Here is a 22,689-nt window from a genome sequence, read left to right as displayed (position 1 = left end):
TGGTGAGCCGTGCAGGATTCGAACCTGCGACCCGCTGATTAAAAGTCAGCTGCTCTACCAACTGAGCTAACGGCCCCACTAGGGCGCCTACTTAGAAAGGAGCCGTGGCCGGGTCAAGCCCCAATCCGGTGTTTTCGCAAGCACATACTGGATAGTTTCGCCGCACCGGCTTATATGCCCGACATGTGCCACGACGACCAAACCGGTTTGCCCTTTATGAAAATGCACGGGCTGGGAAACGACTTTGTCGTGCTGGACGCGCGCGGGCAGGATATTGCGGTGACGCCGGTGCTCGCCAGGGCTCTCGGGGACAGACACAGAGGCGTCGGTTTCGACCAGCTGGCAGTGATGACCGGGGCCCGCGAAAAGCTGCATCTGACATTTTATAACGCGGACGGCTCTCTGTCCGGGGCGTGCGGCAATGCGACCCGCTGTATCGCTCGGTATGTGATGGAGGAAACGGGCGAGGATACGCTCACGCTCACAACGGACCGCGGGCTCTTGTCTGCCGTTGATGCGGGCGACGGGCTGACATCGGTCAATATGGGGCAGCCGAGGTTCGACTGGTCCGAAATTCCGCTGAGTTCAAAGGCCGATACGCTGTCTCTGCCTGTCGACGGAGACCCTGTCGCCACAAACATGGGGAACCCGCATTGTACCTTTTTCGTAGAAGACGCCGAAGCGGTGGACCTTGCAGCATTCGGTGCCGCGCATGAACACCATCCGCTGTTTCCGGAGCGTACGAACGTGCAGGTAGCCCACCTGGTCGGACCAGACCATCTGCGGATGCGGGTCTGGGAGCGCGGCACCGGCGTCACGCTGGCCTCGGGCTCATCAAGCTGTGCCGTCGCAGTGGCTGCGGCGCGCCGGGGGCTGACAGGGCGACACGTCCGCATCGATCTTGACGGCGGGACGCTTACAATCGACTGGCGCGACGACGGGGTCTGGATGACCGGACCGACGGCGCATGTCTTCACTGGCCGGCTGACGCAGGCATTCATGGAGAGCATCGCATGAGCGCGCCTGTCTTCTCCACTCTGGGCTGCCGGCTGAATGCCTATGAGGCCGAAGCGATGAAAGACCTCGCGGCGCAAGCAGGTCTCAGTAATGCCGTGATCGTCAACACCTGTGCGGTGACTTCCGAGGCGGTGCGCAAAGCCCGACAGGATATCCGCAAACTGCGCCGGGCGCATCCGGACGCCAGGTTGATTGTGACCGGATGTGCGGCGCAGACCGAGCCAGAAACATTCTCGGCAATGCCGGAAGTAGATGTGGTCATCGGAAATACTGAAAAGATGCAGCACGGCACCTGGAAAGGGCTGGCCGCGGACTTTATCGGAGAGACAGAGACGGTTCAGGTCGATGACATCATGTCGGTCACCGAAACGGCCGGGCATCTGATCGACGGGTTCGGGACCCGGAGCCGCGCCTATGTCCAGGTTCAGAACGGCTGTGATCATCGCTGCACTTTCTGCATCATACCGTATGGCCGTGGCAATTCACGTTCCGTTCCGGCTGGGGTTGTGGTCGATCAGATCAAACGCCTCGTGGACAAAGGGTTTAACGAGGTCGTTCTTACCGGCGTTGATCTCACCAGCTGGGGAGCGGATTTGCCGGCAACGCCGAAACTGGGTGACCTGGTGATGCGCATTCTGCGCCTGGTGCCCGATCTGCCCCGGCTCAGGATCAGCTCAATCGACAGCATCGAGGTTGATGACAATCTGATGCGGGCGATCGCCACCGAACCGCGGCTGATGCCACATCTGCATCTGTCGCTGCAGCACGGGGATGATATGATCCTCAAGCGGATGAAACGGCGGCATCTGCGCGACGACGCGATAGCCTTTGCTGTTGAGGCCCGCCGGCTGCGGCCCGATATGACATTTGGCGCGGATATCATCGCAGGCTTTCCGACCGAAACCGACGCCATGTTTGAGAACAGCATCAGGCTCATTGCGGACTGCGACCTGACATGGTTGCATGTGTTTCCCTACTCCGCGCGGCAGGGCACGCCGGCAGCGCGTATGCCTGCGGTGGATGGCAGCCTGATCCGTGAGCGTGCTGCGCGCCTGCGGGCCGCAGGCGACGCGCAGGTTGCGCGCCATACCGCCCGCCAGATCGGGAAGCGCCACAGAATTCTGATGGAGACACCGACTATGGGACGCACAGAGCAGTTTGCCGAGGTCCATCTCGACCATCCGCATCCCGAAGGCAGCATCACAGAGCACATGATCCGCTCTGCCTCCGGGAACCGGCTTTTCGCCTGACAGCAGACGACGCAGGCGACCTCGCCACAAAATTTGTCGTGACAACACTCCGCAGCGGTCGTTAATCTTGGCAAACCTTGTGGGAGAGGTCGTATGCACGGGCAGATCGAATGGGTTCTGATCATGGACATCGGGGAGGGGCAATCGCACGCAGTGCAGCCCCTGACCGACGAAATGGTCGCAGCAACCAGTTCAGATGAAGCCGGTGCACTGGTTTACGAGTATTTTCTGAATTCTGAAAAAAGCCGCTACACCGTTATGGAACGGTATAAAGACACCGATACCGCGATGGTTCACCTGGACAAATTTTGCAAAAAATTCGCAGATCGGTTTTTTTCACTGTTTGTGCAGGTCAGCTTTACGGTCTTCGGGCCGGCGGGTGCACCGCTTCGTGAGGCACTGTCAGATTTCGGGGCGACATTCGAAGACCGCATCGGCGGCTTCGCCCGCTGACCGGTTTTATGAACTGTGTGAACCGGCTGGTCGCTGACCGGAAGTTCCCGCTTTAATTGAGCGGCTTTCTCCCCCAGAATGGTTGGATGAACCGGGCGTTTCCACGCCGGAGAAAGGACGACGATCAGAATGGTGACCCGTGAGCTGCCCAAAACAGGATTTCTCGCGAATGCGTCGCGGGATCTGTCAGTTTTGCTGAACTCAGTTGCGTCAGAGGTTGAGCTTGACGAGGGTGATGTTCTGTTTGAGCAGGGCGATCCGGGGGACGCGCTTTATGCCATCGTGTCCGGATCGCTGGAATTCAGCATCCTCTCGCGGGAAGGCCGTAAGCTGTCACTGGACGTGATGCGGCCCGGCGCGCTTTTTGGGGAAATCGCTCTTTTTGATCCGGGGACGCGGACTGCGACGGTGACTGCTCTGGAAAAATCGCGGGTGCGCGGCGTGAAAAACGCAGACGTCATTGCGGCGATCCGCAAGACGCCGGAACTGGGCATCGATATGATCCAGCTGGCCGGAGAACGCATGCGCTGGATGAGCAGCCAGCTTAATGAACAGGTCTTTCTGCCTATGCCGGCGCGGCTGGCCCGCAAGATCCTCTATCTCACGCTTGATGGATCCGAACATCTTTCACAGCTGTCATTCTCACAGTCTGAGCTGGCCGAATTCGTTGGAGCAACACGCGAGGCGGTCTCGAAAACACTGGCCCTGTGGAAACGCGCTGGCGTGATCGAGTCCACCCGGGGCGGTGTAAAAGTGCTGGACCGCGAGGCGCTTCAGGTTATGGCCGATCTTCATCAGATTTAATGCGCCGGTGTGAACACCTTCACAGACCGCGATTCGATTCTTCTGCATAACAGGCACAGTTGATAACGCGGTTTCCGCATTTGAGTGCTTCCCGGGAAGGGAATATGATGCAGAAGGATCATAGAATGGAAGACCAGAAAACCGAACTGCCGTGCCAGACAAGGACGACCACCTCGCCTTCACCGGTGCGCGCGATGATCACCTGGCTTGTCGAGGCTGACCGTGAGTTCAGGGTCGCACAGAGCATGGTTGATGAAACCAAACGGCGCGGTTGAGATGCCCGCATACGGCCTCGCGCCCAAGGGGTGCGCGGCCCCTTCACGGCCCGGAAGCGGGACTTGTGTGAAGAAGATCACATACAAATATTCGCGATTCGATTATTCTTAAGGTATTGTACGACAGGTGGTGAGTAAAATGTCCGGCAACGGGCATTTCAGGTAAAGAGTAATTTCAGACATCAGGCCGGAGCGGTGCGGATACCACAGCTATTTGCTGCCAATACCGTTCATTTGTACCGGCTTAATATAACTCTCCCCAGGGTCTGTCATTTGCCGCTTTAGTGGCGCAGACGGAAAACCCCCCGCGCTGATACAGCCGGGGGGTTTCTTCGTTCTGTTAACGGTCAATACAGGGTCAGCTGGATTTTTTGCCCTTCACATCTGCCCAGATCCGCTTGTTGGTCAGATAGAGCAGCACCGACAGGATGGTCAGGAACAGCACACCCACGAAACCGGCCTGCTTACGGGCCATCATCTTGGGTTCTGCGGTCCACATCAGAAAAGCGGATACGTCCTCTGAAAGGTGGTGCAGGTCGTTCTCGTGGCCATCAGCGAACTCCACCTGCTCATCATAGAGCGGCGGGGCCATTGCAATGTAGCCGCCCGGAAAGGCGGTGTTTTCATAGAGGACCACGCCGGCTTCTTCTTTCTCTTTGCCGGTATAACCCGTCAGCAGAGATGCGATGTATTCCGGACCGCCGATGCCTTTGAAGAACTGGTTGATCCCGAGGCCGTAGGGGCCGTGAAAGCCCGCGCGCGCCTTGGCCATCAGGCTGAGATCAGGTGCGTTCTCAAGTGCGGAACCGGGGAAGTGATCGGCCGGCTTGGCCGGACGGAAATCGTCCAGTTCGGCGTCAAACACCTCGTAGTTCTCAGCATAGGCGCGAACCTGATCTTCGGGCATCGAGGGGCCGCCGTCTTCGGACAGCGACCGGATCGGCACGAATTTCAGGCCGTGACAGGCAGAGCAGACCTCGGTGTAGATCTGCAGGCCACGCTGCAGCTGGTTCTGGTCGTACGTGCCGAAAGGACCTTCGAACGAGAAGTCAAAATCCTCGATATGCCCAGCAGCACCGGCGGCAAACGCCGCCCCGCTGCTGAGGCCCAGTACCGTCGCGGTCGCAAAGGCAAGTTTCTTAATCATTGTCATTGTCCTTTACTCCGCAGGAGTTGCTGCTGTGTCGCCGCCGCCGGATTTAGCTTTCTTGGCGGCATAGGCTTCCTCAATTGTTGCCGGTTGCGGCAACGGTTTCTCGATCACGCCAAGCAGGGGCAGGATCACGAGGAAGTAGGCAAACCAGTAGGCAGAGCCGACGAGCGCGATGTAGGGATATATGCCCTCTGCCGGCATGGCACCCACCCACATCAGCACGAAGAAGTCGACGACCAGCAGCGCAAACCACCACTTGAACATCGGACGGTACCGGCCCGAGCGCACGGACGATGTATCCAGCCAGGGTGCCAGCGCCATCACAACGATCGCACCGAACATTGCCAGAACCCCGAAGAATTTCGCGTCGATGATACCACCGGTGAGCGTGCTTGCGATGATTACCACCCAGACATCGCCGTCAAAGGCACGCAGGATCGCATAGAATGGCAGGAAGTACCATTCGGGCACGATATGTGCCGGTGTCGCCAGCGGGTTGGCTTCAATGTAGTTATCCGGGTGGCCGAGGTAGTTCGGCATAAAGCCAACAACCGCGAAGAAAACCGCCAGGATTACCGCAAGAGCAAAGAGGTCTTTGATCACGAAGTAGGGCCAGAAGGGCAGCGTGTCTTTGGCCGCGTCTTCCTTGGACGTGCGCCGCACCTCAACACCGGTCGGGTTGTTATTGCCCGTGGTGTGAAAGGCCCAGATGTGCACGATCACCAGGCCCGCGATCACAAAGGGCAGCAGATAATGCAGTGAGAAGAAGCGTGTCAGCGTGGCATTGTCCACCGCCGGCCCGCCCAGCAACCATGTCTGCAGACCCTCACCGATGAACGGGATCGCACCAAAGAGGCCGGTGATCACAGTCGCACCCCAGAAAGACATCTGTCCCCAGGGCAGAACATATCCCATGAACGCTGTGCCCATCATCGCAAGATAGATCAGCATACCGATGATCCAGGTGATCTCGCGCGGGGCCTTGTACGAACCGTAATAGAGGCCACGGAAGATGTGCGCATAGACCGCAACAAAGAAAAGCGAGGCGCCGTTTGCATGCAGATACCGCAGCATGTAACCGCCGTTCACGTTGCGCATGATGTGCTCAACGGAGGAAAAGGCGTGGTCGACGTGCGGTGTATAATGCATGACCAGCACGATGCCGGTGATGATCTGCAGCGCCAGAACGAATGTCAGCACGATGCCCCAGATCCACATCCAGTTCAGGTTTTTCGGCGTGGGGATCATGATTGTGTCGTACATCAGGCCGATGACGGGCAGACGGCGCGCCATCCACTTCTCGGCGCCGGACTTCGGTTCGTAATGGTCGTGAGGAATTCCAGCCATCAGGTTTCTCCCTTAACCGAGTTGAATTGTTGTGTCGTCGACAAACGTTGCGACGGGCACCGGCAGGTTCGTCGGTGCGGGACCTTTGCGGATGCGGCCGGCAGTATCGTAGTGCGAGCCGTGGCAGGGGCAGAACCAGCCGCCGAAGTCGCCTGCATCGCCCAGGGGCACACAGCCAAGGTGCGTACACACGCCCATCATCACAAGCCATTCGCCTGATTCGTCCAGCGTACGGTTGCTGTCGGCGGCATCGGTGCCGCCTGGCAGGTTGGCGTTCTCAGCGCTGTTATCGGGCAGAGAAGACAGATCAACGTCGCGGGCAGCATCAATTTCTTCCTGCGAGCGGCGGCGCACGAACACCGGTTTGCCCAGCCATTTGACGGTGAGCTGAGTACCCGGCTCAAGGCCGCTTACATCAACGCGGATAGAGGCAAGCGCCAGCACGTCCGCGGAGGGGTTCATCTGGTTCACCAGCGGCCAGATCGCGGCACCTGCTGTTACAGCGCCCGCACCGGCGGTGGCGTAATAAAGGAAATCCCTGCGGGTGCCTTCGTGGTCTTCTGCATGCGACACGGGTTCACTCCATTTTTCGGGGCCGGGTCCGGCCAAAAGATGTTCCGACCGCGCGCGCGCAGTCATAGTCTGGCCGGATACTTAGCCTTGTGGCGCGCATACGTCCAGTGATGGTACGCGCGCAAACCGTCGCAGGCGGCACGCATCGGGCATTTCCGGCGCTCTTTGCACCCGATTCTGTTAAAGATCCGGAAATTCAGGCAGCTGGTGGCTGTGTGGCCTGCATCGAAGCGCGCGAATCAAAATCTTTGTGCCAGGCGGCCAGGGCGTCGTTGCCGTCGCGCCAGTTCCGCGCATCATGCCGGAAATCCAGGTACGACAGTGCGCAGCCAACCGATATGTGTGCCATGCTCAGCGGACCCGACAGGTGGCTCATCCAGCGGGAATTCAGGACATCCAGCGTGCGGCTTACCTTACCCCACTGCGCCTCGACCCAGCCGTCGGACTGTTCGTTTTCGGGCCGCAGGCGTTTTTCGTAAGACATGGACACTGAGGCATCCATAATGCCGTCACCGGTGGCTTCAAGCGTCAGGTTCTCCCAGCGCCCGGAGCCCTGCGGGTACATCCCGCCGTCGAAATGCGCGTCGAGGTACCCGGTAATCACCCGGCTGTCATAGAGCGTCACACCGTCGTCGCGCTGCAATGCGGGCAGCTTGCCCAGCGGGTTTGCCGCTTTAAGCGCTTCATCCGAGGCAAAAGCCGTGGTTGTGACCGTTTCCAGCAGAACCGCGTCCGTTTTGTCGAGCTCGTGCAGCAGAACGACAACCTTGCGTACATAAGGCGAGGCGGGAGAGTGGAAAAGCTTCATGAGAGCATCCTTTTAAAAACTTCACCGACAGTTGCACGGGGCATCACTCCTGTCCATCCACGGCGCGCATCAGACCGGAGAGCACAGCGATATCAACGCCCTGCCCGTATGCTGCCACGTGATCCGCGGCGCGCAGGCGCACCTCATCCGGCTTGTTCTGGTTGAGTTTCCAGGTGCCATCTACCTGCGTCACAGTCATCCGGCAGGGCACGATCGAGCGCATCATCCGCTCCATGACGCCTGCGCTCATTTTGTCCGTGGTCCAGGGCTTTTTGGGGGCGAGCCGGTCCTCAAAGAGTTTCGACTGTCGGTCCAGCAGAGCGTGCAGCTCTTCGGCCGGGCACAGTTCCAGCGTGCCGGTCAGATGTACTGCCACATAATTCCACGTGGGCACCTGATCGGGCACGCCGTACCAGTCAGGCGAGACATAGCTGTCCGGGCCGGAAACCGCGATTTTCGCCCCCCGTGGCGATTTCAGCGCCTGCGCGACCGGGTTGGAGCGCAGCAGGTGCAGCCAGGCCGTTTCTCCGTCCTCATCGAGCAGGAACGGCACATGCGCCAGCAGCGGACCGTCGTCGCCGCAGACCGCCAGCAGACCAAACGCCCGCTCGCGGGCATAAGCGAGGTTGGTTTGCGCTTCCTGAGTATGAAAAACCGGATTGGGGTGCATCGTTTTGCCCTCACGTTCTGTCGCTTCCGCTCTTGCAGGCTTTTGCCTGCGCTGGCAAGCTCAGGTCATTCTCAGGGCGGGGCGAAATTCCCCACCGGCGGTATGGGGGCAGCTGTTCCCGAGCCCGCGAGCGCAACAGGTCTCCTGTTGGTCAGCAGATCCGGTGCGAGGCCGGAGCCGACGGTCACAGTCCGGATGAAAGAGAATGCGCAGTTATGTCCGGGGGCCCGTGGGGCGCCGGTCGGTTCTGCGTGATCACCCTGGGTGGACGTGTCTGACAGCCAGAGGAGATCACTTATGACACACACCCGTTTCGCCTTCGTCAAAGCACAGTGGCACGCTGATATCGTGGACCGTGCCTATGACGGATTTATCCGAAGCATCCCGGCCGGACAGGTCGATACCTTTGATGTGCCCGGCGCTTTCGAGATGCCGCTGATGGCGCGCGATCTGGCCGCTACAGGGCGCTATGGCGCTGTGATATGTGCGGCATTTGTTGTGGATGGCGGCATCTACCGACATGATTTTGTGGCACAATCCGTCGTTGACGGGCTGATGCGCGCAGGTCTTGATACCGGTGTGCCGGTTCTGTCGGTCTCACTGACGCCACACCAGTATCAGGAGACGGATCATCATACCGCAATTTATCGCGCGCATTTCGTGACCAAAGGGGAAGAAGCTGCCAGCGCCGCCCTCGGCATCCTGCGGGCCCGCGAAGGTCTGCGCGCGGCTGAAGCTGCTTAACCCAGGTAGGCCCTGAGTGCCGGTGGCGGATTTTTCAGAAGGTCCGCCGCCGGCCCGGGCGCATGCGCGATACCCCCTTCAACGAAGATGACCTCATCGGCAATGCGCCGGACGTCCTCAGGCGCATGGGTGACCATCATCAGCGTGGCGCCGGTGTCTGAAATCAGCTCTGCGACCAGATCGAGCATTTCGCGGCGCAGCGCAGGACCCAGCGCGGCAAAGGGTTCATCCAGCAGAACAAGAGGCCGGTCGCGGACCAGAACCCGCGCCAGCGCTGCACGGCTTTGCTGTCCGCCCGAGAGATCACCCGGCCTCCGGTCTTCCATCCCGCTCAGGCCTACCCGTTCAATCGCCGCCTGCACCCGGGCGTTTTCCTCTGCCGTCAGACGCAAAACCGGGCGCAGCCCCAGCGCCACATTCCGCGCGACCGTAAGGTGCGGAAAGAGGTTGTTATCCTGAAACAGCATCGACACCGGCCGCGCACCCGGGGCTGCCGCAGTGATGTCTGTCTCTTCGCAGATCAGACGCCCGGAGGTGACCGGCACAAAACCGGCGATTGCCCCGAGCAGCGTTGATTTACCAGCACCTGACGGACCAATCACGGCAACACGGCACCCCTCGCGAACGGTGAAATCCGCGGTGAGCGAAAATCCGCCCTGTTCAATCCTCACGCCCTCAAGCCGCAGCATGCCAGCGCCCTCCCCTGTCGCAGATCCAGAAAACCGCCAGCGCCATGACCAGCAGGAGGAGCGCCGCCCCCGCCGCCGCCTCGACCCGGTACGCCCCCATCAGGCGGTACATCTGCAAAGGCAGTGTGGTTCGGTCCGGATCGGCGAAAAGTGCTATCACCCCGAGATCACCGACAGACAGCGCGCCGGTCAGCCCGGCAGCAAAGCCGGTGGCGGCAGCAGAGCGTGGCAGGATAAGCCAGCGCCAGGCAGCAAAACCACGAATGTCCAGTGCGATGCAGAGGCGTCCGTAGCTTTCAAGCGCGCCGCGCACTGCCGGCACGATGATCCGAAGCGCAAAGGGCAGTGCCATCAGCGCATTGACCACCGCCGTGACGGGCAGCGAGACACCCACCGGGTCCAGCACCGGATTGAGCAGGATAAACCAGCCGACGCCCAGCATCAGCGGCGATGCAGAAAGCCCGATGAGCCCGAAAGCCTCCGCCCCGCCGCGTGCGCGCAGGGCGATCCATCCCGCCATAGGCAGTGCAATGGCGAGCATCACCAGAATGCTGAGCCCGGCGACCCAGAGTGAAGTCCAGGCCGCGCGCCAGACAGAAAGCGGCACCTCGGAGAGACCTGCGAGACCGGAAAGGGCCACCGCCAGCAGCGGCAGAAGCAGGAACCCTGCCCCCAGCGTGATGATCAAGGCATCGGTCGCGCGCTGCCAGCCGGCGCGGGCATCCCAGCGCGTGACCCTGCGGTCCATGCCGGCGCCCTGAGGAATATCCGGGATGATCCAGAGCGCAATAAGCGCAGCACTGCCTGCTATCACCAGCTGGATCACGGACAGAAACGCCGCCAGCGACAGATCGAAATTAAAGCGGAACGCCTGATAGATGGCGAGCTCAATGGTCGTGGAGCGCGGCCCGCCCCCCAGCGTCAGTGCCACCGCGAAACTGGTCAGGCAAATGACGAATATCAGTGCCGCGGCCCCCGGCAGAATGCGTTTCAGAAGCGGCCATTCCAGTGTACGGAAAATCATCCACGGGGGCAGATCGAGCTGTGCCGCGAGGCGGAACCGCTCGGCAGGCATGCTCTGCCAGCCCTGCAGCAGAAGGCGGGTGGCCAGCGGCAGATTAAAGAAGACATGGGCCAGCACCACGCCGTGCAGCCCGTAGACCGAGATCCCGGGCAGCCCGAAGAACCCGAGCACCTCGTTCACCCAGCCGTTGCGCCCGAAGATCGCAAGCAGGCCCAGCACGGCCACAATGACGGGCAGGATAAAAGGCGCACCGAGGAGGGTGATCAGAATACTCTGACCGGCAAAGCGGCGCCGGGCCAGCGCGCGGGCCAGGGGCACCGCCAGCAGAACCGACAGCCCTGCTGACCAGACCGCCTGGACCAGTGTAAAGCGGATGGCTGACCATTCCGCCGGCCCGATGCCGCGACCCGGTTCAGCCCGCAGGGCAATGCCGGCAAATGCCAGCACCACCAGTGCGACGACGCATCCTGCGGCGATCCTGCCGCCGGCGCCGGTTATTGGCTGAGGGCTGCGCGCCATGTCTCGATGGCCTTGTTCTGGATTTCCGCTGCCTCCGCTTCAGAATAAAACAGGACCTTATCCGGCAGGCTCAGTTCCGCCCAGCCCTCCGGCCACTGCTCTTTCGGAAGAGCAGCGGGCAGGGACCAGTTGGCCGTGGGGATCATCGACTGAAAATCGCCCGACAGGACGTATTCCATGAAGGCATCCGCCAGTTCCGGCTGTTGCGTCCCGGCGATTTTGCCGACGGTTTCGACCATGAAATAATGGCCCTCAGGGAAGATCGCTGCCTTTTTGGTGAAATCTTCCTCGGCGAACATATGATACGCGGGCGATGTCGTGTAGCTCAGCACCATATCCACCTCACCATCGGTGAACATGCCATAGCTTGCCGACCAGTCCTTGGTCACCGTCAGGATTTTGGGCGCGAGGGCAGCCCAGGCCTCATCAGCTTTGTCGCCGTAAACCGCCTGCACCCAGAGCACGAGCGCCAGGCCCGAGATCGACGTTCGCGGGTCCTGGATGACGATCTTGACGTCATCCGGCATCGCCAGCAGCGCTTCAAAGCTCGCGGGCGGGGCCTCCATGGTGGTCTCATTATAAATGAACGCCGTATGCCCGTAATTAAAGGGGAGGAAGGTGTCATCGGTCCAGTCGATCGGCAGGGTAAGTTCCGAATTGTCCTGCCCGTGCGTGGTGAAAAGACCGGTTGCGCGGGCTTTGGCAGTCACATCGGAGGTCAGACCGATGACCACATCCGCCTTTGTCCGCTCGCCTTCGAGCAGCAGGCGCGGCAGCAGATCGCCGGTGGACCACTGCAGATCACAGCCACAGGTGGCCTCGAACCCCTCTTCTATCATCGGGCCGGGGCCCCATTCCGAGGTAAAGTAGTCGCCTGCATAAACCGTCAGTACGGGCGTGTCCGCCCAGGCTTGTGTGGCACACAGCAGTGTCGTTGCTAAAAGAGTCCTACGCATGATCATTCCTTTTCTCTGCGTCGGACGGCGAAAGAGGATGATCAGCTCACCTTCCCTCCGCCGGTCCTAACCGGTTCAGGTTCTGCGGGTCCGCGAATGTCGCATCTCAGCCTGGAAAGGCCCCCCGAGGTATCGACAGAGGTAGTACTCCAACCGGGCAATGGCAAGCGATAAGCTCTTGAGGCGCACCGGCTGCGCCGCTAAGCACCCGGGGCAAGAGGAGTACGCGCATGTCGATCAACAGCTTTGGACGCCTGTTCCGTGTGACCACCTGGGGCGAAAGCCACGGGCCGGGTCTTGGTGCGACTGTTGATGGCTGCCCGCCGGGCGTGGCCATTGATGAGGCCCAGATCCAGCAGTGGCTCGACAAGCGCAAACCCGGTCAGAACAAATACACCACTCAGCGGCGCGAGGCCGATGAGGTGAAAATTCTCTCGGGCACGTTCGAGGGCGTGACAACAGGCACACCTGTCCAGCTGATGATCGAAAACACCGATCAGCGCTCCAAAGACTATGGTGACATAAAGGACAAGTTCCGGCCCGGTCACGCCGATATCACCTATTTCCAGAAATACGGTGTCCGGGATTATCGTGGCGGCGGGCGGTCTTCGGCGCGTGAAACGGCGTCGCGGGTCGCGGCGGGCGGGCTTGCGCGCGCTGCGCTGAACAAACTGGCGCCGGGCATAGAGATCAAAGGGTACATGACCCGCATGGGCGCGCATGAGATTGACCGCGACCGCTTTGATGCCGCCGAGATTGATCAGAATCCGTTCTGGGTGCCCGACGCAAGGGCGGCGGAAGACTGGGCGACCTATCTCGACGGACTGCGCAAATCGGGCAGCTCCGTGGGTGCCGTGATCGAAGTGGTGGCCAGCGGGGTGCCTGCGGGCCTCGGTGCGCCGGTTTATGGCAAGCTCGACACCGATCTTGCCGCTGCGATGATGAGCATCAATGCCGTCAAGGGTGTGGAGATCGGCGAAGGCATGTCAGCGGCAATGCTCACAGGAGAGCTCAATGCGGATGAAATCTTCATGGGCCCGGAAGGTCCTGAGTATTCGTCAAACCACGCCGGCGGTATTCTCGGCGGCATCAGCACCGGCCAGGATGTGGTCGTGAGGTTCGCCGTGAAGCCCACGTCAAGCATTCTGACAACGCGTCGCACCATCACGAAGTCAGGCGAAGAGACCGAGATCATCACCAAGGGCCGGCATGACCCCTGTGTCGGCATCCGCGCGGTGCCGGTGGGAGAGGCTATGATGGCCTGTGTGCTGCTCGATCACCTGCTTCTGCACCGTGGTCAGATCGGCGGGAACCAGGGCCACATCGGATGAGCCTCAGGGCGTACGTAACAGGACCGCCACGCCCTTTTCGGACTGCTCCACGATGCCCAGCGGCAGGCAGGACCGCGCCAGCACGCGAAGCCCGACATACTGAGTGAGCAGAACGTTGGCGAGCACACGGTTTTCATCGGGCCGGAGGCTGCTGTGGATCGGCGAAGCTTTCAGTGCCAGACCCATAGCATCGCGGATCCGGCGCAGACCTTTGTTCACGGCCGCGGCGATATCCGGATCACCCATCTCATTGCCGGCCGCGGCCGTGCACAGCAGGCACCCCCGCCTGTCACCTGCCCGAACTGCGTTGACCACCCCTTTAAAAAGCCCGATGATCCGCCGCCGTCCGTCCGGCACGCCCGGATCAGTAAGGCGGGCCACAGCTTTGTCCACCGCTGCGGTCTCATAGTGATCAAGCACCAGCAGAAAGAGGTTCTTTTTGTCCTTGAAGGCTTTATAGAGACTGCCGCGCGTGAGCCCCATGCCCTCCAGCAGGTCGGGTAAAGACGCCTCCTCATAGCCCTTGCGCCAGAACACCTCTGCAGCCTTCCGAATTGCATCATCTGTATCAAATTCTCTGGGTCGCGCCATGATCACCTCTTTCCGGTCGTTCTTTGTATAGTTCGGAACTGACTGTTACACAACTCGCGCAATCGTGTATTGTACCATATGGTTCCAAACTTTATCTCTGCTGCATCATTTTTGATCCCGCAATGCATATGAGAAAGCCAGACCCATGAAAAACCTGATCTCCGCTCTGATGATTTTTGCCCTGTTCGCCCTTGCCACCTTTGGTGCCGGCGCGGATACCACAAGCACCTTCACCGGCAAAAGTAATCACGTCACAACCGGTGGCGTGACCGTAACCAAAAACGCAGATGGCACCGCGACGGTGACGTTGCATGACGATTTCTCGCTCGATGGCGCGCCCGACCCGCGCGTGGCCTTTGGCAAAAACGGCGCCTATGTCCCCGAGGCCGATCTTGGCGTGCTGCAAAATCTGACGGGCGGTCAGTCTTATGTGGTGCCGGCCTCGGTGAATGTGGATGATTACGATGAGATCTATATCTGGTGTCTGAAGTTCTCGGTTCCTCTCGGCGTTGCTGCGCTGAACTGAACCGGCTCTGACCGGGTGTCGACCGGGCGGCGCTTGATCTTTCCGCCGCCGGGGCGCAGAGAAGACCCATGGCGGCAGACCTCACCCAGAACAAACCCGGTCTTGCGATCGCGCTGAAACTCAGCGCGGTTTTTCTTTTTATGGTGATGGCCGCTCTGATCAAAACCATCTCAGGCCATGTGCCACCCGGCCAGGCCGTGTTTTTCCGGTCGTTTTTCGCGCTGCCTGTGATCGTGATATGGCTCTGGCAGCAGGGCAAACTGAGCCAGGGCCTCGTGCCCTCGAACCTCATGGGGCATGTCTGGCGCGGGCTCTTCGGGACTGCGGCCATGGGGCTGACTTTTTCCGGTCTGGGGCTGTTGCCCCTGCCTGAGGTCACGGCCATCGGATATGCTACGCCGATCTTTACGGTGATCTTTGCAGCGGTCTTTCTGGGAGAGCGGATCCGGTTTTTCCGTCTGTCCGCTGTGGGTCTCGGGCTTGTTGGCGTTCTGATCGTGATCGCACCGCGGCTGAGCATCGACGCAGATGAGATGACCACTGCGGCCTCTCTGGGGGCGATGATGGTGCTGGTCGCTTCGATCCTGCGCGCCCTGGTGCAGATTCATGTACGCCGCCTTGTTCAGACGGACAGCACGGCGGCCATCGTGTTTTATTTTTCGGTCACGGCCAGCTGCATTGCCCTGCTGTCGGCCCCTGTTGGCTGGGTGGTGCAAACGCCTGCCTTTGTCTGGGTCTGGCCGGACGCCTGGGTTGTCAGCCTGCTTGTTACTGCAGGGCTGATCGGAGGGGTTGCACAGATCATGGTCACTTCGTCTTACAGGTTCGGCGGAGCGGCAATGCTGGCCCCGTTTGATTACGCCTCGATGATATTTGCCGGGATCATCGGCTATGTCGCCTTCAACGAGGTGCCCACCGGGCCGATCGTCATCGGTGCGGCACTGGTGATCGCAGGGGGCGCGCTGATCATGTGGCGCGAGCGGCAGCTGGGGGTGGACCGCAGCAAATCGCGGCCAAACCAGCCACCCGCCGGCACCCCCTGACCGGCCAGCGGGCAGCCTTTATCGGTGCGGCTGCCCTAGGTATCCTGACGCCATGCCGAAACGTGATGAAATTCGCCCGGCGATTGCAGGCATCCGCACGGGCCTCTTTTATTGCGCGGGCAGCACTGCCCGCGCGGTATGTTCAGGTGCGTACCAGCTTTTCGTAACTGTCAGATATCTCCCGGGTCAGACTGCCAACCTCGAAGTTATAGTCCCCGATTTTGCCCACCGGTGTCACCTCTGCCGCGGTGCCGGTCAGCCAGCACTGCTCAAAGCTTTCGAGTTCTTCGGGCATGATGTGGCGCTCGTGCACCTTGACCTGACGGTCTTTCAGCATGCCGATGACGGTCTGACGGGTGATGCCATTGAGAAAGCAATCGGGATCCGGGGTGTGGACCTCGCCGTCTTTCACGAAAAAGATATTCGCGCCGGTCGCCTCGGCAACATAACCGCGGTAATCGAACATCATCGCATCCGAGCAGCCTTTGGCTTCGGCGGCGTGTTTCGACATCGTGCAGATCATGTACAGTCCGGCGGCTTTGGCGTGGCTGGGGATCGTCTCAGGGCTCGGGCGTTTCCATTTGGAGATGTCGAGCTTTGCGCCCTTCGTTTTCGCATCGCCGTAATACGCACCCCATTCCCAGGCCGCGATGGCCAGACGCACGGGGTTGCGCGCAGAGGCGACACCCATGTCCTCGCCGGCGCCGCGCCAGGCTATGGCGCGCACATAGGCATCTTTCAACCCTGATCTGGCAAGTACTTCGACCTTGGCGGCCTCGATCTCGTCGATAGTCCAGGGAATTTCAAAGTCGATCATCTGAGCGGATCGCTTCAGTCTCTCGGAGTGCTCGCGGCTTTTGAAGATCTTACCATTGTAGGCGCGCTCGCCCTCAAAGACCGATGATGCATAATGCAGTGCATGGGTCAGAATGTGGACATTGGCCTCACGCCACGGGGTCATCTGACCGTCCATCCAGATCTGTCCGTCGCGGTCGTCGTAAGCACCAGCCATGGTCTTTCCTTCCCTGATCCATCCCGTCTTTTGCAATTATTGCGCAAACAAAGTCCGAAACGGACATTAAATTGCGCAAAACCTGCGATTCGATAGACCTTCATCCTTGGAATGTCAACAACACTGACATATGCTGACCGGGATTAATCATGGTCGGAATTGCAGGGCAGTATCATGGCAGAGGGACAGGCACCCGCCCCGTACAGCAACGAAAACCTTTTGTTTCTGACAGATGAGCAGCTGCGTCAGGGCATTGAGGCGATGTTTTTTGCCTATCGCGGGTTTACCGCAGATCCTGACCGGATCCTTGCCGATCTGGCGTACGGACGCGCGCATCACCGGGCGGTTCACTTCATCAACCGCGCACCCGGCACCACCGTCAACAACCTGCTGAACCTGCTCGGGGTCACGAAACAATCGCTGAACCGTGTCTTGCGTACACTCATCGAGGATGGTCTGGTCGAAAGCAGGGTGGGCCGGAACGACAAACGCGAGCGCCATCTGTTTCTGACCGGGCAGGGCAAGGCACTGGAACAAAAACTCTCTGACGCACAGCGCGCCCGGATGAGGGCAGCATTCCGCGATGCCGGCCCTGAGGCCGTGGCCGGATTCCGGCGCGTGCTCGAAGCGATGATGGACCGCGAAATGCGCTTTGCCTACGCAAGACTGAAAGACAATGCCCCATGAGTGATTTTGATGCCCACCTGCTGATCGTTGACGATGATGAACGCATCCGCACGCTGCTGCAGAAATTCCTTATCCGGAGCGGTTTTCTGGTGACCGCAGCCCGGGATGCGGCCCACGCACGCCGGATTCTGACCGGGCTCGATTTCGATCTCATTGTGCTGGATGTGATGATGCCGGGCGAAGACGGGCTGGCACTGACACGGGCGCTGCGCGAAACGAGCGCTGTTCCGATCCTGCTGCTTACTGCCAAAGGCGAGACAGGAAACCGCATCGAGGGGCTGGAGGCCGGAGCAGATGATTACCTGGCCAAACCGTTTGAGCCCAAAGAGCTCTTGCTGCGGATCAACGCGATCCTGCGCCGTATGCCGGAAGCACCGGCCGATGAGACCGGTCCCAAGGTGCTGACACTCGGGCCGATCCGATATGACACTGAGCGCGGCGAGATGTGGCTGGGGGAAGAGCTTGTGCGCCTTACCGCCACTGAAATTCTGCTGATGAAGATATTTGCCGCGAGCTGCAACGAGCCGATCAGCCGAGCGCGGCTGGTCGAAGAGCTGGGCCGCGACCGGGGACAGGCGCAGGAACGTGCCGTGGATGTTCAGATCACCCGGCTCCGTCGGAAAATTGAAAGCGATCCCAAACAGCCGCGCTATCTTCAGACGGTACGCGGTGCGGGATATATGTTGTCGCCTGAATAAGGCGCGCGGCTGGTCCCGGGGCCTGCACGTCGCGTTCATGCCCGAAGCCCCCTGCCTTTTGCTGGCGCCGGTGCGTCATACTCAGTATAGACCTGTGAACTGATAAAGACGCAGGACGATCTGATTATGGCCGATACACCCGTATCCGAAATGAGTTTTGAGCAGGCAATGGCGGAGCTGGAGACAGTTCTGGGGCAGCTGGAACGCGGCGACGTGGCGCTGGATGAAAGCATAGCGCTTTACGAGCGCGGGGCCGCGCTTAAGAAACGCTGTGAGGAAAAGCTGAAAGATGCCGAGGAGAAGGTCGCGGCAATCACGCTGGATCCGGACGGTAAACCCTCAGGGACCACACCTGTCGAAGGTCTCTGAGAGGTGTTTCCCGAACGTCTGACGCAGGCAGCCGATCTGATCGGCGCACAGTTTGAATTCGTGCTCGGCGCATTGCCCGACCTGCCGGTGGTGCAGGCGATGGCCCATGCCACAAACGGCGGCAAGCGGTTGCGCGGGTTTCTGGTACTCGAAAGCGCGCGGCTGCACGACATACCCGCCCTTCAGGCTGTCTGGCCGGCAACGGCGATCGAGGCTCTTCATGCCTATTCGCTGGTGCACGACGATCTGCCCTGCATGGATGACGATGATCTGCGCCGCGGGCAGCCCACGGTGCATAAACGCTGGGATGAGGCCACAGCGGTGCTTGCCGGCGACGCGCTTCAAACCCTGGCGTTTGAGCTTGTGTGCCGGCCCGAGGCGAGTGCCGATGCCGGTGTCAGATCCGCTCTGGCGCTCAGCCTTGCGCAGGCTTCCGGTGCCAAAGGGATGGTGCTGGGTCAGGCGCTGGATATGGCGGCCGCGACCGCCGGGGCACCGCTCGGGCTGGAAGAAATCACCGCACTGCAGCGGGGCAAGACCGGGGCGCTGATCGAATGGTCGGCCACTGCCGGGGCGCGTATGGCCGAGGCCGATACGACACCGCTCGAAACCTACGCCCGGGCACTGGGCCTCGCTTTCCAGATTGCCGATGATCTGCTGGATGTGACCGGCGACAGCGCCACAGTCGGCAAGGCTGTGGGCAAGGATGCGGCGGCCGGCAAGGCCACGTTTGTTTCGCTGCTTGGTGTTGAGGCGGCGCGGGCGCGCGCGCAGGCGCTGGTTGACGAGGCCTGCGACAGCCTGGCGGGTTACGGTGCCGCGGCTGACGATTTAAAAGATACTGCCAGGTTTGTTGTGACCCGGGCGCACTGAGGAAAAACCAATGACTGCGGATACCCCCGATACGCCCCTGCTGGACAAAGTCTCGCGCCCGGCGGATATGAAATCGCTCAGCGACCGTGAACTGCGTCAGCTGGCCGATGAGCTGCGCGCCGAGACCATCTCGGCAGTGTCGGTTACCGGCGGGCATCTGGGTGCTGGTCTGGGTGTTGTGGAACTGACCGTGGCGCTGCATGCGGTGTTCGACACGCCGCGCGACAAGGTCATCTGGGACGTGGGCCACCAGTGCTATCCGCACAAGATTCTCACTGAGCGGCGCGACAGGATCCGAACGCTGCGCATGAAAGACGGGCTGAGCGGCTTCACCAAACGCAGCGAATCTCCCTATGACCCTTTCGGGGCGGCCCACAGTTCCACTTCCGTGTCAGCGGCACTCGGCTTTGCCGTGGCTCGTGATCTGGGCGGTGTGGTGCCCGAAGGGCTTGGGGATGCCATTGCGGTGATCGGCGATGGATCCATGAGCGCCGGGATGGCCTATGAGGCACTGAACAACGCAGGACATCTGGGCAAGCGGCTGATCGTGATCCTCAATGATAATGAGATGTCTATTGCACCGCCGGTGGGCGCGATGTCGTCTTATCTCAGCCGCCTCTACGCCGAAGAGCCGTTTCAGGATTTCAAAGCCGCGGCCAAGGGGGCCGTGAGCCTTTTGCCGGAGCCGTTCCGCGAGGGCGCACGGCGCGCCAAAGATATGCTCAAAGGCATGGCCGTAGGTGGCACCCTGTTTGAGCAGCTGGGGTTTTCCTATCTCGGGCCGATTGACGGCCATGACATGGACCAGTTGCTGCCCGTATTGCGCACCGTCAAGGCCCGCGCGACAGGCCCTATTCTGATCCACGTTCTGACCAAAAAGGGCAAAGGCTACGGCCCCGCCGAGAGCGCGCGCGACAAAGGCCACGCCACAGCCAAATTCAACGTGGTCACCGGCGAGCAGAAGAAAGCGCCGTCGAATGCGCCCGCCTATACGCGCGTTTTTGCCGACAGCCTGCTTCAGGAAGCTGCCGATGACGACAAGATCTGTGCCGTAACAGCGGCCATGCCGGACGGCACCGGGCTCAACCTCTTTGCTGAACGCTATCCGGGGCGGTGTTTCGATGTGGGGATTGCCGAGCAGCATGGCGTGACCTTTTCGGCAGCTCTCGCCGCCGGCGGGATGAAGCCCTTTTGTGCTATGTATTCGACATTTCTGCAGCGCGGCTATGACCAGGTGGTACATGACGTCGCAATTCAGCGTTTACCGGTGCGTTTTGCAATCGACCGGGCCGGTCTGGTGGGAGCGGACGGGGCCACACATGCGGGTTCTTTCGACATCGCCTTTCTCGCCAATCTGCCGGGTTTTGTCGTGATGGCCGCTGCGGACGAGGCGGAACTACGGCATATGGTGGCCACGGCTGCGGCCCATGATGACGGGCCCATTGCATTCCGGTTCCCGCGCGGCGAGGGCCGCGGGGTGGACATGCCCGAACGGGGCGTACCGCTGGAAATCGGCAAAGGGCGCATCATTACGCAGGGCGCGCGCGTGGCGCTTCTGTCTTTTGGGACCCGGCTTGAAGAGACTGAGAAGGCTGCCGAAGCTCTGCGGGCGCGGGGCATATCGCCCACCGTTGCCGATGCACGCTTCGCCAAGCCGCTGGACCGTGAAATGATCCTCGACCTTGCCGAAAACCACGAAGCGCTGATTACCATCGAAGAGGGTGCAGTGGGTGGTTTCGGAAGCCATGTGGCACAGTTGCTGGCCGAGGAAGGTGTCTTCGACAACGGGCTGAAGTACCGCTCCATGGTGCTGCCCGATATCTTCATCGACCAGGCCAGCCCTGCGGATATGTATGCGGTTGCTGCCATGAATGCCGGCGATATCGAGAGCAAGGTCCTCTCGGTGCTCGGCATCGCACAGATCGGGGAGGCGCGCGCCTGACCGATAAGACTTTTTCCGTCAGGTATCGCCGTCTTTCAGCATTGCCTCAAGGCCTGATCTGTAGTCCGGATAGAGCAGGTCAATGCCAAGCTCGCTGCGGATCAGGTCATTGCTGACCTTCTTGCTCTCGGCATAAAAACTGCGCGCCATCGGCGTCAGATCGGCTTCTTCAAATGCAACCGCGGGCGGCAGGGGAACCCCCAGAAGGGTCGCTGCATACCCGATCACGTCCTGCGGGGGTGCCGGATCATTGTCGCACAGGTTGTAGATCGCTCCCGGTCGGGGCTGGTTCAGCGAGGCCTCAAGGATCTGCGCGATATCGTCCACGTGGATGCGCGAAAACACCTGGCCTTCTTTGATGATGCGGCGTGCGGTGCCGTTCAGCACCTTGGCAAAAGGTCCACGCCCGGGGCCGTAAATGCCCGCCAGTCGGAAAATATGCAGCGGAAGGCCAGGCACAGCGGCCCACGCGGCCTCCGCTTCCACCCGCGCCTGACCGCGTTTTGTAGCCGGTGTCAGGGGTGTCGTCTCATCCACCCAGTCCCCGCTATGATCACCATACACCCCAGTCGTCGAGAGATACCCTGCCCAGTCCAGGCCCTCGGCTGCGGCTACCACGGCGTCGCGGGCCTCCGCCAGCACCGGATCACCTTGCGGACCCGGACCTGCAGAAATCAGCACGGCGTCGGCCTCGTCGAAAAGCGGGCTCAGGTCCGTCCCCGGCCAGACCACTGGCTCGGCCCCGGTCTGCGCGATCTGCTCTGCCTTTTCTGCGGACCGGGTGGTCCCGATGACCCGCCAGCCTTTGGCCAGGAGCCGCGATGCCAGCGCCCGCGCGCTGTACCCGTGCCCGAGAGACAGGAGTAATTTACTCATAACGAAGCTGAAACCCGGCGCGGGCGCAAAAGGAGTTCACCGTCCTTTCCAGACCGGATCGCGTTTTTCTGCAAAAGCGCGCGCACCTTCAAGCTGGTCTTCGGAGGCATAGAGCCGGTCGACGGTTTCCAGCTGTCGCTTTGTGATGCGGTTCATCGTGTCCTGAAATTTTGCGTCCTCCGCATCCCGCACAATTTCCTTGATCGCCGCATAGACCAGCGGCGGGCCGGAGGCGAGCAGGTCAGCCATGTCCCGTGCGCGCTCCATCAGCGCCGCACCGGGCACGATCTCGTTCACGAGCCCCCAGTGCTTTGCCTCGGTCACGTCGAACCAGCGCCCTGTCAGCAGCAGCTCCATGGCGATGTGATAGGGAATGCGTTTGGGCAGCTTGACCGAGGCGGCGTCCGCGACGGTGCCTGACCGTATTTCCGGCAACGCAAACTGCGCGTGCTCTGCGGC

General features: G+C 60.8%; 26 protein-coding genes, 1 tRNA gene and 2 riboswitches. Of the genes, 14 read left to right on the top strand and 13 right to left on the bottom strand.

Annotated features, from left to right (window positions below; all coding sequences use genetic code 11):
* Positions 1 to 76, bottom strand: a tRNA-Lys gene (locus tag Q0M35_RS08690).
* A gap of 98 nt (positions 77 to 174) precedes the next feature.
* On the opposite strand from Q0M35_RS08690, the gene dapF reads away from it, so the two are divergent.
* The 5 genes from dapF to Q0M35_RS08665 all read left to right on the top strand — a co-directional run bounded on the left by dapF (position 175) and on the right by Q0M35_RS08665 (position 3,799).
* Positions 175 to 1,017 carry a diaminopimelate epimerase gene (gene dapF / locus Q0M35_RS08685; protein WP_295314210.1) on the top strand — a complete coding sequence of 281 codons (843 nt, stop codon included), beginning with the start codon at positions 175 to 177 and terminating at the stop codon, positions 1,015 to 1,017.
* On the top strand, positions 1,014 to 2,267 hold the full coding sequence (gene mtaB, locus Q0M35_RS08680) for a tRNA (N(6)-L-threonylcarbamoyladenosine(37)-C(2))-methylthiotransferase MtaB (protein WP_295314208.1): 1,254 nt from the start codon (positions 1,014 to 1,016) through the stop codon (positions 2,265 to 2,267). Before dapF ends, mtaB begins: the two co-directional genes overlap by 4 nt.
* 93 nt (positions 2,268 to 2,360) lie before the next feature.
* Positions 2,361 to 2,720 (top strand): antibiotic biosynthesis monooxygenase, encoded by a 360-nt coding sequence (locus Q0M35_RS08675; RefSeq protein WP_295314207.1) that lies wholly within the window; start codon positions 2,361 to 2,363, stop codon positions 2,718 to 2,720.
* A 129-nt stretch (positions 2,721 to 2,849) separates the two neighbouring features.
* The gene (locus tag Q0M35_RS08670) at positions 2,850 to 3,524 is read left to right on the top strand and encodes a Crp/Fnr family transcriptional regulator (RefSeq protein WP_295314204.1); all 675 of its coding nucleotides are present in this window, start codon (positions 2,850 to 2,852) and stop codon (positions 3,522 to 3,524) included.
* Positions 3,525 to 3,649: 125 nt separating this feature from the next.
* Entirely contained in the window at positions 3,650 to 3,799 is a 150-nt protein-coding gene (locus tag Q0M35_RS08665; protein WP_295314202.1) for a hypothetical protein, read from the top strand.
* A 358-nt stretch (positions 3,800 to 4,157) separates the two neighbouring features.
* On the opposite strand, the gene Q0M35_RS08660 is transcribed toward Q0M35_RS08665, so the two are convergent.
* From Q0M35_RS08660 to Q0M35_RS08640, 5 genes are all read right to left on the bottom strand, one after another.
* The gene (locus Q0M35_RS08660; RefSeq protein ID WP_295314200.1) at positions 4,158 to 4,946 is read right to left on the bottom strand and encodes a cytochrome c1; all 789 of its coding nucleotides are present in this window, start codon (positions 4,944 to 4,946) and stop codon (positions 4,158 to 4,160) included.
* Between the two features lie 12 nt (positions 4,947 to 4,958).
* Complete coding sequence (locus tag Q0M35_RS08655; protein WP_295314198.1) at positions 4,959 to 6,299, bottom strand: cytochrome b N-terminal domain-containing protein; 1,341 nt, start codon at positions 6,297 to 6,299, stop codon at positions 4,959 to 4,961.
* Between the two features lie 12 nt (positions 6,300 to 6,311).
* On the bottom strand, positions 6,312 to 6,872 hold the full coding sequence (petA, locus tag Q0M35_RS08650) for a ubiquinol-cytochrome c reductase iron-sulfur subunit (protein WP_295314196.1): 561 nt from the start codon (positions 6,870 to 6,872) through the stop codon (positions 6,312 to 6,314).
* A 196-nt stretch (positions 6,873 to 7,068) separates the two neighbouring features.
* Positions 7,069 to 7,680, bottom strand: coding sequence for a glutathione S-transferase (locus Q0M35_RS08645; RefSeq protein ID WP_295314194.1), 612 nt, complete (start codon positions 7,678 to 7,680; stop codon positions 7,069 to 7,071).
* A 43-nt stretch (positions 7,681 to 7,723) separates the two neighbouring features.
* Entirely contained in the window at positions 7,724 to 8,350 is a 627-nt protein-coding gene (locus Q0M35_RS08640) for an FMN-binding negative transcriptional regulator (protein WP_295314192.1), read from the bottom strand.
* 63 nt (positions 8,351 to 8,413) lie between these two features.
* Positions 8,414 to 8,561: riboswitch (FMN riboswitch) on the top strand.
* A gap of 86 nt (positions 8,562 to 8,647) precedes the next feature.
* Here Q0M35_RS08640 and Q0M35_RS08635 point away from each other — a divergent pair.
* Positions 8,648 to 9,094: a 6,7-dimethyl-8-ribityllumazine synthase gene (locus Q0M35_RS08635; RefSeq protein WP_295314190.1), complete on the top strand. Its 447-nt coding sequence runs from the start codon at positions 8,648 to 8,650 to the stop codon at positions 9,092 to 9,094.
* Here the strand turns inward: Q0M35_RS08635 and thiQ are convergent.
* The 3 genes from thiQ to Q0M35_RS08620 are packed head-to-tail and all read right to left on the bottom strand — an operon-like array spanning position 9,091 to position 12,282.
* Complete coding sequence (thiQ, locus tag Q0M35_RS08630) at positions 9,091 to 9,783, bottom strand: thiamine ABC transporter ATP-binding protein (protein ID WP_295314188.1); 693 nt, start codon at positions 9,781 to 9,783, stop codon at positions 9,091 to 9,093. The two genes, Q0M35_RS08635 and thiQ, sit on opposite strands and share 4 nt — an antisense overlap.
* Positions 9,770 to 11,326 (bottom strand): thiamine/thiamine pyrophosphate ABC transporter permease ThiP, encoded by a 1,557-nt coding sequence (locus Q0M35_RS08625; protein WP_295314186.1) that lies wholly within the window; start codon positions 11,324 to 11,326, stop codon positions 9,770 to 9,772. Before Q0M35_RS08625 ends, thiQ begins: the two co-directional genes overlap by 14 nt.
* Positions 11,302 to 12,282, bottom strand: a complete 981-nt coding sequence (locus tag Q0M35_RS08620; protein WP_295314184.1) for a thiamine ABC transporter substrate binding subunit — start codon at positions 12,280 to 12,282, stop codon at positions 11,302 to 11,304. Before Q0M35_RS08620 ends, Q0M35_RS08625 begins: the two co-directional genes overlap by 25 nt.
* Positions 12,283 to 12,317: 35 nt before the next feature.
* A riboswitch (TPP riboswitch) is annotated at positions 12,318 to 12,419 on the bottom strand.
* 93 nt (positions 12,420 to 12,512) lie between these two features.
* Here Q0M35_RS08620 and aroC point away from each other — a divergent pair.
* A complete protein-coding gene (gene aroC / locus Q0M35_RS08615) occupies positions 12,513 to 13,613 on the top strand; it encodes a chorismate synthase (protein ID WP_295314182.1) in 1,101 nt (366 codons plus the stop codon).
* A gap of 3 nt (positions 13,614 to 13,616) precedes the next feature.
* Here aroC and Q0M35_RS08610 read toward each other — a convergent pair whose 3' ends face one another.
* Positions 13,617 to 14,204, bottom strand: a complete 588-nt coding sequence (locus tag Q0M35_RS08610; protein WP_295314180.1) for a TetR/AcrR family transcriptional regulator — start codon at positions 14,202 to 14,204, stop codon at positions 13,617 to 13,619.
* Positions 14,205 to 14,349: 145 nt separating this feature from the next.
* On the opposite strand from Q0M35_RS08610, the gene Q0M35_RS08605 reads away from it, so the two are divergent.
* Together Q0M35_RS08605 and Q0M35_RS08600 are read left to right on the top strand one after the other, a co-directional pair.
* Positions 14,350 to 14,730: a DM13 domain-containing protein gene (locus Q0M35_RS08605; protein WP_295314178.1), complete on the top strand. Its 381-nt coding sequence runs from the start codon at positions 14,350 to 14,352 to the stop codon at positions 14,728 to 14,730.
* Positions 14,731 to 14,798: 68 nt separating this feature from the next.
* Positions 14,799 to 15,773: a DMT family transporter gene (locus Q0M35_RS08600; protein WP_295314176.1), complete on the top strand. Its 975-nt coding sequence runs from the start codon at positions 14,799 to 14,801 to the stop codon at positions 15,771 to 15,773.
* 142 nt (positions 15,774 to 15,915) lie between these two features.
* Here the strand turns inward: Q0M35_RS08600 and Q0M35_RS08595 are convergent, their stop codons facing one another.
* Entirely contained in the window at positions 15,916 to 16,785 is an 870-nt protein-coding gene (locus Q0M35_RS08595) for a branched-chain amino acid aminotransferase (RefSeq protein ID WP_295314175.1), read from the bottom strand.
* A 174-nt stretch (positions 16,786 to 16,959) separates the two neighbouring features.
* Between Q0M35_RS08595 and Q0M35_RS08590 the strand changes: the two genes are divergently transcribed.
* From Q0M35_RS08590 to dxs, 5 genes are all read left to right on the top strand, one after another.
* On the top strand, positions 16,960 to 17,472 hold the full coding sequence (locus tag Q0M35_RS08590; protein ID WP_295314173.1) for a MarR family transcriptional regulator: 513 nt from the start codon (positions 16,960 to 16,962) through the stop codon (positions 17,470 to 17,472).
* A complete protein-coding gene (locus Q0M35_RS08585) occupies positions 17,469 to 18,170 on the top strand; it encodes a response regulator (RefSeq protein WP_295314171.1) in 702 nt (233 codons plus the stop codon). The genes Q0M35_RS08590 and Q0M35_RS08585 overlap by 4 nt, the downstream gene beginning before the upstream one ends.
* A gap of 126 nt (positions 18,171 to 18,296) precedes the next feature.
* Positions 18,297 to 18,539, top strand: coding sequence for an exodeoxyribonuclease VII small subunit (locus Q0M35_RS08580; RefSeq protein WP_295314169.1), 243 nt, complete (start codon positions 18,297 to 18,299; stop codon positions 18,537 to 18,539).
* A gap of 3 nt (positions 18,540 to 18,542) precedes the next feature.
* Positions 18,543 to 19,412: a polyprenyl synthetase family protein gene (locus tag Q0M35_RS08575; protein WP_295314167.1), complete on the top strand. Its 870-nt coding sequence runs from the start codon at positions 18,543 to 18,545 to the stop codon at positions 19,410 to 19,412.
* 10 nt (positions 19,413 to 19,422) lie between these two features.
* Complete coding sequence (gene dxs, locus Q0M35_RS08570) at positions 19,423 to 21,354, top strand: 1-deoxy-D-xylulose-5-phosphate synthase (RefSeq protein WP_295314165.1); 1,932 nt, start codon at positions 19,423 to 19,425, stop codon at positions 21,352 to 21,354.
* Positions 21,355 to 21,372: 18 nt separating this feature from the next.
* Here dxs and Q0M35_RS08565 read toward each other — a convergent pair whose 3' ends face one another.
* Both Q0M35_RS08565 and Q0M35_RS08560 read right to left on the bottom strand, forming a co-directional pair.
* Positions 21,373 to 22,230 carry an SDR family oxidoreductase gene (locus tag Q0M35_RS08565; protein WP_295314164.1) on the bottom strand — a complete coding sequence of 286 codons (858 nt, stop codon included), beginning with the start codon at positions 22,228 to 22,230 and terminating at the stop codon, positions 21,373 to 21,375.
* Between the two features lie 36 nt (positions 22,231 to 22,266).
* Positions 22,267 to 22,689, bottom strand: a 423-nt coding sequence (locus Q0M35_RS08560; RefSeq protein WP_295314162.1) for an enoyl-CoA hydratase-related protein, incomplete at its 5' end; no start/stop codon positions are given.

The organism is Roseobacter sp., assembly GCF_024639605.1.
In the GTDB taxonomy this organism is placed as follows: Bacteria; Pseudomonadota; Alphaproteobacteria; order Rhodobacterales; family Rhodobacteraceae; genus Roseobacter.
Note: the sequence above shows the minus strand (reverse complement) of the source record. Positions and strands in the feature narration are given on the sequence as shown.